Here is a 13,273-nt window from a genome sequence, read left to right as displayed (position 1 = left end):
TGTCGGAGTATCGGATCAGCGTGCCATCGAGACTGCGTCCGGTCAATCGCTGGACCAGCCGTTGGACCGTCAGGAGGCCGAACGGCACGGAAAATTTCCCGCACCATCGCACGCTGTTCATCAACTCTGTGAAGCGGCGGATTTTTTCGGGAGTGACCGGGCCGGTAATAGTCGACGTGATGATGCGCCGGTCGTTTTCGGTCGACACTTGATGCGCCCGCGCATCAAGCCCCAACGGTGAGTTATCGAAGTCCGGGCCGTAGTGATTTGCATCGTTCGAGATAAGAAAGACAATATCGCGGGCGGCGACGAGACGGTTCTTGGTAATGTATTCCCCAAGCACTTCGGCAAGACGCGCGGACACCGAGTCGAGTTGCTCGAACGACATCGCCGTCACCATGATCGGTGTAATCTTCACCCCTGGATTGAAGTGTTCCACAAAGGGAATCAGCGCCTCGATCGAGTGCTCCAGTGCGTGCGCGCGTGAGTCGATACGCACGATGCTGCTGTCGAGCCGTTCCTTTAAAAAGTCTCTCAGAGGTGACACACGCACGCTACCGTAGGGGCCGGTCCAGTTGCGAAAATCGTCGAGGAGAAGGACACCCGATGGGTCGCCGATTTCTTTTCGCACAGTCGCGTGTGTCACCCCGAAGATTACAACCTCGGAAGCGTGCAGGTCGCGAAACAACGGGTAGCCGACGCGGGCCGAGTACAGATAGTCGTCGTGAGGGGCGATCGCTGCAACGATCCCCGAGAGCGGCGTTGAGGCCTTCTCTGATTTTTCGAGATGGGCCACGAGCCGTTTCATCTGCTCGCCATCCCAACAAAAACCGACATCATCGCGGATGGGTCGCACATTTTGTGCCGCCGCGCTGGAGAATAAAAGGGTCAGAAAAAAAATCGTGCAGTACTTCATAGAAATGCAAAATACGCGCAGAAGCACACAATCGGAATTTTGTCACGGTCTCCTTGAATGGATGGAGATTCGGAATCTGTTCCGCATGACGCCGATGGATCTGAAGTGTGGATATTGCGATATTCTTGTTCTCACTGTTCACACCCATCTCCGTCGCTGAATTCCCTACGATGATCCTCAGAGGAATATTTGTTGAGCTGCAAGAACGGTTTCGCCGCCGGCCGGTGATCGGGGTGGCAGGGAACACGTTCCTGATCGTTGCCGCGGGTGCAATAGGCCTGCTGACGGGCGCTGTCATTCTCCTTTTCAACTGGAGTGTGGAATTCTCCGGTTCGTGGTTCCTCGGTCTATTTTCCTCCGCGAAGGGGGGCGACGCCTGGTCCTGGGTTCTGATCCCGCTCATCCCCGCCTTTGGCGGACTGTGCGTGGGTTTGCTGAACACCCATGTCTTCCGCGGCGGTTCGGGCCATGGAGTGACAGAGGTCATCATGGTGACCCGGTTCTCCCGCGGTTTCATTCGGAAAAGAATCGTTCTTCAGAAACTCATCGGCGCATCCCTTTCGATCGGATCCGGCGGAGGAGGAGGAAGAGAGGGCCCGATTGTGCATGTAGGTGCTGCGGTCGCTTCGATTCTATCGAGCGTACTCCGATTGTCGCGCGATCATGCGCGCACGCTCATCGCTTGCGGCGCGGCGGCAGGTATCAGCGGTATCTTTAACGCACCCATTGGCGGTGTGATGTTCGTGCTTGAGGTGATTCTCGGGGATTTCCGCGTGAAAACGTTTACTCCTGTCGTGGTCGCATCAGTTGCCGCCACTGCGTTGACACGCAATGCATATGGGGCATTCGCTCTGGTGCATAGTCCGCCAATCGGAGCCATCGCGGCACACGAGTACGTCTGGTTCGTTGTGCTCGGCCTATGCATCGGGATCGCTGCCGCAGGATTTACACGCACTGTCGGTGTAGTGGAGCATGTTCTCTATAAATACGTCAGGGTTTCCGCGTCCATAAAGCCGGCCATTGGTGGGCTGGCCGCAGGGATATGCATCCTGTTTCTGCCGATGTTGATGGAGCATACATACGATCCCGTCAATGCAGCGCTCGATTCCTCATACCCGGTATGGATACTGCTTGTTGCGGGTATCATGAAGCCCGTGCATGCTGCGTTTACAGTCGGCTCAGGCGGCACCGGCGGACTCTTCGCACCCGCACTCAAGAGCGGCGCAATGCTGGGCAGCGCTTTCGGCCTGATGCTGATGTGGCTGCATCCCGGCATGGCCGCATCAGCCACGCCGTACGCGGTGGCGGGAATGGGGGCGATGCTTGCAGGAACGATGCACGCACCGTTGACGGCAATACTCATGGTGATCGAAATATCAGGGGATTATGGCATCGTTCTACCTGCGATGCTTTCCTCGGTACTCGCGGTTCTTGTCGCGCAGCGCCTGCTCGCCGCATCGATTTACACGCGTGATCTCGATCCCTCCTCGGGCCGGATCGGATCGTTCGCATACTTGCCCTTGTTAAGTTCGATCGACGTCGGGCAACTCGTGGACCGCAGCGCCCCGGTGGTGCCGCTCGTGTTGCCCCTCCGCCAAGTCCTCGCGCTCTTCGAGCAATCGGAAAGCAGCGCGCTTCTCGTCACCGACGATGACGGACGCTATCGCGGTATCATCGAATTTGAGGATGTGCGGACATTTATCACCGATGCCGCATCGGCATCAACGCTCTTGGCGGCCGATGTCATGCTGGACGGCGTGGCGTTGGTTCACGAAGAGACGACTCTCGATGTCGTGATGAAACTGTTCGATACGGGGGGCTGGACGGCGCTGCCAGTGGTACACGCAGAAAGCGGCCGCCCTGTCGGCATACTCGGATCTCACGAGGTACATCGCTTCTACCGCATCTCCGTCGCACGCGAAACGTAGACGTCCGGTCCTAACGTGCCGGCCAAATGCGCACTTTGGATGAGGCCGTCGCAATATGCGCGCCATCGTGAGAAAAGGAGAAACGGAACTGTTTCTCCGAATCTTCCCACAGCGATTCGCGGTGCGTGAACCTGCTGTGCCGCGTTCCTCGTGTCGTTTCGCAGAGATCAACTGTTCCGGTTCCCGCATCCATGAGCGCAAGAGTTTCTCCGTCGCGCGAAAATATCGCGTCGAGCGGAGTGCCAGACGCAGACGAATATGTTGCACGCGTGGCCGAAGTCTCCGCATGGATCAATACAACAGCACCCTCAGGCGAATGGGCAGCGATACTTTTTCCATCCGCCGCAATACTGACCGGCCCCGTGAAACCCTTTGGAATCGACACGCGATACATCATTCTGCTGTCGCGTGTCGTGAACGTGTAGGCCGAGTCGCCTGCCGCAATTACCAGATATTCAGCATTGGCACTGAACGCGGCACGGGGCGCTTCCATCCCACGCGGCGCGGGTAATACCCGGGTGATTCTGGGATTATACTCGTCCACCATCACGGTGTCGGATGCGACAGACATCACAAGCACGGACGCATCGCGAAAGGCGAGTTCGAATTGGTATACTATCGCGGGGAATTGGATGGAATCGCGCAGGGCGCCTGTCTGCGTATCAAACAGCAGAATCTGATCCGACAGCACGGCCACTATCGACGCATCCGGAGAGTATTCGAGACGAGCCACTATCGGAGTAGAAAATCGAATTCGCCGCACCTCCATCCGCTTTGCGATATCAAACAGAACCAGCGTGTGCTGGCGGGTATCCACCGAATCGAGAAGACACAACGCGGCACGATCGCCCAATGGCGACATCGCGGCCGCTCCCATGAACTCGCCAGGATTTGGGAATGCCGCCAACAGGTTCCCTTCCAGCGTGTCCCATATCTGGAGAACAGGCGTTCGTGCTGAAGGGCCGGGCCGTCGCGACCAGACCGCTAGCCGTGATCCATCCACACTCCATTCAATGTCGTCAATCACTTCGAGTCGCGTGTCGAGCAGAAGCAGGGATTGCCGGACATCGAGCCAGTAGGTCCCGAGGTAATATCCGGCCAAGAGGAGGAAAAACGCGACAACCGCTGCAGCAATGTGATGCGTCGAGAACGACCACGGCGAGTTCTTCCGCGGACCGGAGGGAGGGGCTTCCTTAATCGTCCGATACGACCACGCGCTGGGATAGGACTTGTCGGCGGCGGATGCTCCGCTTTCGTCGTGTGTCGAAGCTGCAGACATATGTTAATCGCGCTTGAAGTGAGGAAGGTTCTCGGGGAGCACAATCGAAATCTCGACGTGGCCCGCGTACTGCCCGTCTTTGAACCATGGGTACTGGCAGATCAGTTTTTTGCGCCCGGACTTTTCAATCGTGTATAAATTTTCCGTCCCGTCACGCAGCATATCCCTGAGCTGGGTTCGTGACGGTTCGGGATGACAATCGAGAACGTTGCTCCCGATCAGGGCCGCGCCACCCTCATTTCGAAAGGTCTGCACCGAAGCGTTGTTCATCGAGACAATGGTGCCTTTTGCATCACAGACCGTGATCGCGCACGGCAATTCGTCGGCCCAGGATTGATCGTGACTCATGGATTCTCCAGAGTATGCTGATTACTGTCTACCATTCCCGCAGCACACGCGTGGAAGTGCGGAACCGCTTTTGGTGTTCACGACAGATGTGTTCCATCCGGGATAAGCAGACGGGAACCCTCAGGCGCGTGAATATGCGTGGTCCCGCTCACGGTAATGCCTGCGCCGAACACCACGTCACCGTGAACCTGAAATTCAGTGCACTGGATTAGCGAGGGCGGTCCAAACGGGAATCGTTCATCGAGTTGTTGCAACACGCGGTAATACCGCGGATCGAGAGACACAACAACGGGGATGTCTTTTGAGGGAACGATATGATAGTCCTCGGTCATAGCGTAGGCATCCGAGCGTACGGCGACCAAGTCGTCGGTGGTCTTCACAGGAGCGAATCGGGATCGCGGAACACGCAGTGCGGCCGCTTTTCCGAACAGCGATATTGCAGCGCCCATTGCCGATTCGGGTTGAATCACCTGCGGTGATGTTGGATCCCGCGGGTCGAGCGTCTTTGTATTGCGGATAAGCGGAAGCGGAACGGTGCCGCCATGCTGATCGAGGAGGTGGTCGAGCGCGAACAGGTCGATCCACACATTGTTGGTATTGAAGTAGCGGTGCACAGTCACGTCCTCGAACGCGTCACGTTCCGCTGGGGGGCATTGAGCGGATTCGCGAAGGGTCAGCCGGCCATCGCGCAACTGTGCCAGATGACCGCCCTTTTTATCGGCGGGAGTCCGGTCTGCAACCTCCATAAGAAATTCGATGCCGTTTCTGCTCATGTGGGCGGCGATTGCGGGATCAAGCGCGGCACCTAAATTATCCGCGTTGGACACAAAGGCGTATCGAATGCCCGATCGAATAAGTGCATCGAGCACACCGGTCGATTTCATCGTGGTGTAGATATCGCCATGTCCAGGAGGGCACCATCCAAGTTCAGGCACACGCGGGTGCTCGGCGGGGGTGAGGTCCGCGGCGAGAATTTTTGGAACTTTGTTCTGCAGAAAGGAGAGAGGCACGACGGACCCAAGGTCCGGATACCGGGAAAGTGCGGCGAGTGTGTCGTTCTGCGTGTTGTAGGAGTCCATAAACAGAATCGGCAGGGACATGCCGTATGACTTTCGCCGATGCAAAATCTGTCGCGCGATGAGATCAAGAAACGATAAGCCGTTTTTGACTTCGATGAGACTTTTCGCCCGTTCGAGTCCCATGCTTGTCCCGAGTCCGCCATTGAGCTTTATCACGGCGAATCGATTGAGCAGACCTCGGCTTTCTTCTTCGGGAGGAGCGGCGAGTTCTTGATAATCGGGAACGGAGCGAACGGGTGTTATGTCATCTCCTCCGAGCATCCCTGTCGCGCCCGCAGCGAGCGCAAGGAACTGCCTGCGAAATGTGGCAATAGCAGGAGCTGCAACGTGAGCGCCGCGCATCTTTTCTTCGAAGAGCGCGAGTTTCTCCTCGATTGTCATGTCTTCAACGTCAGTTCGAGGTGCGTGCGACAAGGGCGAGTGATTCTCCTGCGGCGTGTATCGTGCGCTCGAGGATGGAATCATCGTGCGCGAGCGACAGGAATGCCGCTTCGAATTGTGACGGCGCGAGGTAGATCCCGCGTTCGAGCATGGCTGAGAACCAGCGGCCGAAGGCGGCAGTATCAGAGGCGCGCGCGTCGTCCCAATTCCGGACAACCCCATCCTTAAAAAACAGGGTGAACATCGAACCGACGCGGTTCGTGACATAGGGCAGACCGAGTGCGTCGAGGTGGTGTTGTATTCCCGCACAGAGCGCCGATGCGCGCTGTTCCAGGAGTTCATATACGCCATCTTCTGCAAGCACCTCGAGTGTCGCGAGACCCGCGGTCATGGCCAGAGGATTGCCGGAGAGCGTTCCTGCCTGGTACATCGGTCCTGCCGGGGCGACAAGTTCCATCAGATCCTTTCGTCCGCCATACGCGCCCACTGGCAGGCCGCCGCCGATGATTTTTCCGAGAGTGGTAATATCGGGAGTGATGCGGAACAGTTCCTGCGCTCCGCCTCGCGCGACACGGAAGCCGGTCATAACCTCGTCGAAAATCAGGAGTATCCCCTCGCGTGTGCAGAGCGTGCGCATGCTTTCTAGAAATCCTTCGTCCGGCGGAACACATCCCATGTTTCCGACAACAGGTTCCAAAATGACACAGGCGATCTCCCCGCGATGCGCCTCGACGAGGGCTTCGACGGAGGCGATGTCGTTGAAACGCGCGGTGAGAGTATCACGCGCAATTGATGTGGTGACGCCGGGCGAATCGGGGAGTCCCAGTGTTGCAACTCCGGAACCCGCCTTGATCAGGAAGGAGTCCCCGTGACCGTGATAACATCCTTCAAATTTCAGAATCTTTTCGCGGCCTGTGGCTGCGCGCGCCAGGCGGATTGCCGAGAGTGTTGCCTCTGTCCCCGAGTTCACCATACGCACCATCTCGATGGAGGGAACAAGGGAGATGATACGCGAAGCGAGTTCGTTTTCCAGCTCCGTCGGAGCGCCGAAACTGGTCGCGCGGTCGAGCTGTGCATGAAGCGCTTCGCGGACTCTCGGATGTCCATGGCCGAGGATGAAAGGACCCCAACTCCCGATGTAATCGATGTACTCGTTCCCATCGACGTCGGTGAGGATGGCCCCCGATGCGGATTTAAAAAAAATGGGCTGGCCGCCGACGGCGCGAAAGGCGCGCACGGGCGAGTTTACTCCGCCGGGGATCAGAGTGCGGGCTTGTTCAAAGAGACGTCGCGAAGTGTCGATGGATTTCATTGCTGTATTGGCTGTCCTGGTTATTCGGGCGGAACATACCAATATACTCGATGCCGCGACGGGTGAAAACCCTCGTCAATTCATGCGTCGTCGTCGAAGGATGTCAAACCGAACACACGCACCATGTCCCATATCAGCGCGGGATTCCGCGTCAGCGCCACGCGGAAAACTCCCCAGATCGTCCTTTTCTCGGGCTTCAAGGCGAGGACTCCAGCCGCGATGCGGTTCAACGTTTCATCGGAATAGCCATGGACGGCTTCCTTGATGCGGTAATACATCCGATGTTTTGCTCCGTACCCCTTGTCCCATTGGCGCTGATAATCGCCAAGGCGCTGCGGTGAGTTCTCGCGCAGCGCTGCTATCACGGCCTCGCCTGCCAGACGTGCCGCACGCATGCCTGATGTGATACCTCCTCCCGAGACGGGGTTTACCTGATGCGCAGCATCACCAACCAGCACCACATTGCGGGACACGACCGACTCGAGTGTCGCAGCGCAGGGAACCCCTCCGGCGACCGTTGTCAGTATGCCCGCCTGCGGGTACGTGCGGGCGACAAAGTCCTGTAAATAGGACAAAGGACTCCGTTTTTTTGCCGCCATGCCGCTGATCCCGAGTCCGACATTTGCCGTGTTCCGTCCCTTCGGGAATACCCACAGGTAGCCCATGGGCGCGACGGATTGGCCGAAATAAAAATCGCAGGCGTCGTCCTCAACAGGGATATTGGAGAGTGTCATTTGTGCGCAACACTCCATGTCGCGGAGGCGTGTCTCGGTACGTAGTCCCGCCCAGCGACCGACGCGTGACTCTACCCCGTCGGCACCGACAATGATGCGTGCGCGTTCGATGGTCGCGCCGTTGTTCCCCTTAACGCGGACGCCCGCGAAGCCGTCCTCACCGGGGACCAGCGCATCGACGTACGATTTTGTTCGTACGACCGCGCCGGCTTCGCTCGCGAGGCGAGCGAGGTCGTAGTCGAATATTCTGCGTTCCAGAACATATCCGTGTCCGCCAAGATCCGGCTCCACCATGTTTCCGTCCGGGGCGATGAGGCGAAAGCGGCGGATGGTAGACGCGATCCAGCGCGGGTCCACATCAACAAGTTCGCGCAGACTGGTATCGCTGACTGCTTCGCCGCAACGCACCGGCATGCCGATGTCGCGATCCTTTTCGAGCATAAGAACGGAATAGCCCGCTGCGGCAACGGTGCGCGCGAGCGTGCTTCCCGCAGGTCCTGCTCCCACGATGATGACGTCCCACACAGGGCTCATTTTCCGGCCTCCGGCAAAACCCCGGCGCCAGGTTTCAAAAAGATGAGCGCCTCGAAGGGACACACCCACACACACTTTGCACAGTTGGTGCAACGATCCTCAATCAGTGTAATGCGCGCTTCCTGCAGTTCGATTGCGTCTTCGGGACAGACACCCACGCAGCATCCGCAAAAATCGCAGGCATCGTCCTTGATCTGTATCAACAGCACTCGTGGTCCTTTCCGTGTGAATAACGAAGGAATATACATGCTCGAGCGAGGAAAAACAGAGAGGGCGTGCATCGTTGGATGCGCGCCCTCTGATGGAAGTCTTTGCGCGGATCAGGGCACGACGGCGATGCGCTGTGTTTTCACAAACACCGGGGCGCCATTCTCGTCCTGTAATTGCAGTGTCAGCAGATAGCTGCCCGCCGGAGTGTCGCCTGGCATCCACTGCGCGGTGTAGATGCCGGCATCGGCCGTGTGCTGCGCAATACGCGCAACCTCGCGACCGAGCGCGTCATTGACGGTAAGAAGGACAGCGCTGCGCTGCGCAAGAGAGTAGCGGATCAGTGAGCGCGCGGACTGGGACACGGGATTCGGGTAGGCGGCATCCAACGAGTAGGTGTTTCCGCCGAGTTTGTATTCAACTGTCGCTGTGGGCGAATACGAGAACGTGCCGTCAACATCCATCTGCCTCAGGCGGTATTCGTAGAATCCGGCATCGCGGACCGTCCTGTCCAAAAACATGTACTGCATGTCGGTATAAGTCGTGCCATGACCTTTCACAAAATCGAGTGTTGTCCATACATCCGATGCGACAGGACGCCGCTCTACATAAAAGCCCGCATTACCGCGTTCCGAGGCCGTGATCCATTTCACGGCGACAACATCACCCTGCTGGGTCGCTTGAAAAAGTGTGAACTCCACCGGCCAGTCGATATTGGTCAAGTCGTTCATGGGGCTGAAAGGCTGATTGTCGTTCTGACCTTCTATCCAGTACCCTGAGAACGCAGGTACAACCTGATTCCCGTAGACGTAGAAGGATGCAACGCCAGGTCCGGGTGCGAGCGGGACGAGCTTGAACGTACACAGTGTCCGGCGCGTATTTTGCGGATAGGGGATGTTGCTGAAATTGGGGTGTGATTCCCCGTAGAGGCAGATATCCGGTGCGATAAGGTTTGTATCAAGTTTTGGATCAGAGTCGGATTGGAATCCTGCACCGGCAAACCGGTGGTTCATCACACTTTTGTTCGTGACGGTAAATAACGCAGGGTCGTATGCAAGTGCGACATAGATCGCCTCAAGGCGAAACGACACGCCGCTTGGCGTGTAGAACTCCGCGGCCAGTTGCACGCTGTCGTCACTGGCGGTGAGCAGAATGAGATCGCAGCCGGCACCTTGAGCGTGAAGTGTTGTGGTTGAAAACGACATCATCGCTGTGAGTAACAACAGGAGAGTGACAATTCTTTTCATGGGGCCTCGCTGGCGAAGGGAAGTCGGATTCTATGGAAAAACAATAATAACGAAAGACTTGGTATCGATTCAAGCACCATGTGCAAGAGCCTCGTTTGCACGTTCGCTGCGCACTGCGCGGCAACACAGGGAAGTAAAAACAAAGCCCGGATCACAACGATCCGGGCTTTGAAAATCCGTGGTGCAGGGACTTATTTGACGAGCGTCATCTTGATGGTCTTCGAGAAGCTCAGATTGCTCTCGATGCCGGTCATTGTGATAGTCGCGATGTACTGACCGCTTTCGAGTGTGGTCGCATCGAAAGGAACAGTATGCACGCCGGCTTCCACCGCGCCATTGACGAGCGTGGTTATGGTGCGGCCGAGCACGTCGGTCACGACGAGACGCACCTGGCTGCGCTCGGGGGCGCTGAAGCGGAGCATCGTCGAAGGATTGAAGGGATTCGGATAATTCTGATCGAGATCGAAGTTCGTAGCCGAGAATGCCTGGCTGCCGTCTTTCGGAATGCCGTGAGTCTTCATCCAATTCAGCTTGATCGCAAGATTGTCGAAGCTGTTGATCATGCCGTTGCCATCGCTGTCCATGTAGCAACCTTCGGCGGTCTGCCACGGCACAGACGTCTGACCTTCCCACTTGTAATACGTAAACGGATTGGTCGCGAAGTCCAGACGATAGCGTGCTGGACCGCTCAACCACGTCGAGCGAAGGTTCGCATTGGTTATATAGGTATTGAGCGCCCTGCGATCGCCGTAGTTCACCAGACCGTCGTTATTCACGTCGCCCGGCCAAACGATACACGGGGTCTGGCCCTGGTTGAGGAGCATGGTGAGACCATACAGATACTCATCGCCGTACAGGTTGCACGTGTTCATCGTGTTGAACACCAATTCAATGCGGTAGAATCCCGGCGAGAGGCTGAGTGTGATGGGTTGAATGCCGTTCAACACCTGATTTGCGGGTTTGGTTGCCGCCCACGAGTGAGTCGCAACAAGCTGCGGATTAGGACCGACAGTGTAGAAGCGCGCGGTGAGCTGGGCGTTGACCTGCTGTGAGAGCGGGTAGCTGATCGAATATTTCACGTACACTGTACCGGGGACGTTGTAATACTGCACCGGATTACCGCTTTGGTCCGTCATCTCAAAAGCGATGCCGCCATCGGGCACGTAGCATCCTTCGTCCGCGCCGATGGACGGTGTAGTCGGATTGCGCGGGTCACCATCGAGGTCGTTGGCCACACCCAGAGCCGTGCCCTTGCGCACGAGGCGGCGGTTGTTGTCCATGTGCAGGTCGGTCGCGCTGACATAACCCGGATCGATGTTGATGGAATTCGGCTGATTCGAGGCCGCGAGGAAGGCCGGCACTGTGTTGTAGTACGTGCCGTTGTAGTACGCGATATACGTGTTTGTTGGAGCCGAGCTAAACCAGTTGTTGTAGTTGAAGTTGCTGCCGCCAGTGAAGGTTGTTCCGTATGAATACCACAGGAGATTGTATGTGGTCGAGGCGGAGCTGTTCTTGATCGTGTTGTTACGGACGTCGACGTCGGTGCTGTAGTACAGCATGAAGGCGTACATCCACGCGTAACTCGGCACTCCGGTGCCGCCGCCCACGTTGATGCTGTTGTGCCAGAAGTCGCAATTGTTATGGTAATAGGCGTAGATGCCGTAGTTGTAGTAGTTGCCGTTGCAGGCGATCATGTTGTTCACAATGCGCGCGCGGCTGATGTTGCCCACCATGTTGTTGTACCAGAAATACAGGCCCATGTACCCGGTAAGGACGGTGTTGTTCTCAATTTCCATACCGTTCACATACTGCATCATCACGCCGTAACCGTACATGTTCAACGGGCTGCCGCTGATGTAGTTATTCTTCACCTTCAACTGGTCGGTGTACAGCGCGTAAATGCCGTAATAGTACCCGTTCGTCATGGTGTTGTACTCATAACGAATGTTCGTCGGACCGTTGCCGTACGTGCCGTAAATCCAGACGCTCGAATATCCGCCGTCCATGGTGCAGTGATGGACGTAGTTGTTTGAGGTCATGCCATAGGCGTACTGGTACCATCCGCCCATCACTACCGGGAAGAAATAGTAGTTGTACGCGAGGGGGTTGGACGTTGCCTTGATGTTGCAGTTCATCACCTCGTTGTCGGTGGCGTTGTCCTGAAAATGCAGAGCGTAGCCGTAGGCGTAGCTGTATGCTCCCGCACTGGAATAGGCCTCGATGGTGAGGTTTTTGATGACGATCCACTTCGCGCTGTTCAGCTTGAACGTGGCGTTGTAGCTGTAATGCTGATAGGTCAAAATGCGCGTGGTCTTGTTCACCCCATCAAAGGTGATGGTGTTTGTGGACGACGCACCGGTGATCGCAGGGAGATCGACCATCTCGTTATACGTTCCGGCGGCAACCGTAAATGTGACGGGGCCACTCACACCGTTTGCCACAAGCGCGTTACGCGCGCCGTTGAAAGTGGTGAAATTTGTGACTCCCGATCCACCAGGATCGATGGTGTAACTGCCGCTCATCGGCTGCGCCAGCGCGGCCGCTGAGAGCACAAGGGCGAACAGCGCCATGGAACTCAAGCGCAAAATCAGTTTCGACATACCCGGCCTCATAATAAGTTGGATGGTGGTGTATATGGCGTGCGTATTATGCATGCAGGCGCGGGGCGGGAGTGCCTCGCGGTTGGACGAGAAGAGTATCAGTTTTGGGGAGTATCGCGGTAAAAGCGGGAAAGCGGACCCTACCAGCATTTCAAACTTACATGAAGGGTATTCAAAACGCAAATAGGAATCCTACTCATACAATGTGTTTTTTGGAGATCGCGGTTTGGTACCGGTAAAACTGCGAAGGCCGTTGGTGCGTTCGAGTATCTGGACATGTTGTATTCTTCAGCAGTCTGGGTGCAAAAATAATAAAAGGCCGCGATACTGAGATCGCGGCCTTCAATGTCTCACGGCGTGGGGCGCCGGAGAAACTCCTTTCTATTGGCGGGCTGGAAGGATTCCGTCAGCCATGAATGATCAGAGTTATTTCACGAGCGAGAGTTTGATCGACTTCGAGAAATTGATGCCGCTCTCGATGCCCGTCATGGTGATCGTGGCGATGTACTGGCCGCTCTCGAGCGTCGCCGCATCGAAGGTTGCCGTGTGTACACCCGCGTCCACCGCGCCGTTCACCAGCGTCGTGATCTCGCGGCCGAGCAGATCCGTGACGACGAGGCGCACTGTTGCACGCTCGGGCGCCGCAAAACGAATCGTGGTCGTCGGGTTGAACGGATTCGGATAGTTCTGATCCATGTCGAAGCTCTC

General features: G+C 56.8%; 11 protein-coding genes. 1 reads left to right on the top strand and 10 read right to left on the bottom strand.

The features are described 5' to 3' along the window. Window positions 1-808 (bottom strand): AmmeMemoRadiSam system protein B (gene amrB, locus HY962_06035; protein MBI5646473.1); only part of this gene is annotated, 808 nt, incomplete at its 3' end. Between the two features lie 341 nt (window positions 809-1,149). Between amrB and HY962_06030 the strand changes: the two genes are divergently transcribed. Further along, window positions 1,150-2,844 carry a chloride channel protein gene (locus HY962_06030; GenBank protein ID MBI5646472.1) on the top strand — a complete coding sequence of 565 codons (1,695 nt, stop codon included), beginning with the start codon at window positions 1,150-1,152 and terminating at the stop codon, window positions 2,842-2,844. A gap of 10 nt (window positions 2,845-2,854) precedes the next feature. On the opposite strand, the gene HY962_06025 is transcribed toward HY962_06030, so the two are convergent. From HY962_06025 to HY962_05985, 9 genes are all read right to left on the bottom strand, one after another. After that, on the bottom strand, window positions 2,855-4,123 hold the full coding sequence (locus HY962_06025) for a WD40 repeat domain-containing protein (protein MBI5646471.1): 1,269 nt from the start codon (window positions 4,121-4,123) through the stop codon (window positions 2,855-2,857). 3 nt (window positions 4,124-4,126) lie between these two features. Continuing rightward, complete coding sequence (locus HY962_06020; protein ID MBI5646470.1) at window positions 4,127-4,471, bottom strand: PAS domain-containing protein; 345 nt, start codon at window positions 4,469-4,471, stop codon at window positions 4,127-4,129. Window positions 4,472-4,548: 77 nt separating this feature from the next. Next, complete coding sequence (locus HY962_06015) at window positions 4,549-5,892, bottom strand: UTP--glucose-1-phosphate uridylyltransferase (protein MBI5646469.1); 1,344 nt, start codon at window positions 5,890-5,892, stop codon at window positions 4,549-4,551. A gap of 49 nt (window positions 5,893-5,941) precedes the next feature. Further along, a complete protein-coding gene (hemL, locus tag HY962_06010) occupies window positions 5,942-7,243 on the bottom strand; it encodes a glutamate-1-semialdehyde 2,1-aminomutase (GenBank protein MBI5646468.1) in 1,302 nt (433 codons plus the stop codon). Between the two features lie 80 nt (window positions 7,244-7,323). Then, window positions 7,324-8,511: an NAD(P)/FAD-dependent oxidoreductase gene (locus HY962_06005; protein ID MBI5646467.1), complete on the bottom strand. Its 1,188-nt coding sequence runs from the start codon at window positions 8,509-8,511 to the stop codon at window positions 7,324-7,326. Then, window positions 8,508-8,759: a 4Fe-4S binding protein gene (locus HY962_06000; GenBank protein ID MBI5646466.1), complete on the bottom strand. Its 252-nt coding sequence runs from the start codon at window positions 8,757-8,759 to the stop codon at window positions 8,508-8,510. The genes HY962_06005 and HY962_06000 overlap by 4 nt, the downstream gene beginning before the upstream one ends. A 72-nt stretch (window positions 8,760-8,831) precedes the next feature. Beyond that, window positions 8,832-9,965, bottom strand: coding sequence for a hypothetical protein (locus tag HY962_05995; protein ID MBI5646465.1), 1,134 nt, complete (start codon window positions 9,963-9,965; stop codon window positions 8,832-8,834). Window positions 9,966-10,156: 191 nt separating this feature from the next. After that, window positions 10,157-12,565 carry a right-handed parallel beta-helix repeat-containing protein gene (locus HY962_05990; GenBank protein ID MBI5646464.1) on the bottom strand — a complete coding sequence of 803 codons (2,409 nt, stop codon included), beginning with the start codon at window positions 12,563-12,565 and terminating at the stop codon, window positions 10,157-10,159. Between the two features lie 426 nt (window positions 12,566-12,991). Continuing rightward, window positions 12,992-13,273: T9SS type A sorting domain-containing protein (locus HY962_05985; GenBank protein MBI5646463.1), on the bottom strand; the 282-nt coding region annotated here is incomplete at its 5' end.

Source organism: Ignavibacteriota bacterium (genome assembly GCA_016218045.1).
Classification (GTDB): Bacteria; Bacteroidota; Ignavibacteria; order SZUA-365; family SZUA-365; genus JACRFB01.
The sequence above is the reverse complement of the archived record's forward strand: the minus strand, read 5'-3'. Positions and strand labels throughout refer to the sequence as shown.

What these genes read in the sequence shown, in the direction of transcription:
- HY962_06015 (MBI5646469.1), bottom strand. Translation starts at nt 5,892, where the DNA reads ATGCGCGGCGCTCACGTTGCAGCTCCTGCTATTGCCACATTTCGCAGG.
- HY962_06025 (MBI5646471.1), bottom strand. Translation starts at nt 4,123, where the DNA reads ATGTCTGCAGCTTCGACACACGACGAAAGCGGAGCATCCGCCGCCGAC.
- HY962_06005 (MBI5646467.1), bottom strand. Translation starts at nt 8,511, where the DNA reads ATGAGCCCTGTGTGGGACGTCATCATCGTGGGAGCAGGACCTGCGGGA.
- HY962_06000 (MBI5646466.1), bottom strand. Translation starts at nt 8,759, where the DNA reads ATGTATATTCCTTCGTTATTCACACGGAAAGGACCACGAGTGCTGTTG.
- HY962_06020 (MBI5646470.1), bottom strand. Translation starts at nt 4,471, where the DNA reads ATGAGTCACGATCAATCCTGGGCCGACGAATTGCCGTGCGCGATCACG.
- HY962_05990 (MBI5646464.1), bottom strand. Translation starts at nt 12,565, where the DNA reads ATGTCGAAACTGATTTTGCGCTTGAGTTCCATGGCGCTGTTCGCCCTT.
- HY962_05995 (MBI5646465.1), bottom strand. Translation starts at nt 9,965, where the DNA reads ATGAAAAGAATTGTCACTCTCCTGTTGTTACTCACAGCGATGATGTCG.
- hemL (MBI5646468.1), bottom strand. Translation starts at nt 7,243, where the DNA reads ATGAAATCCATCGACACTTCGCGACGTCTCTTTGAACAAGCCCGCACT.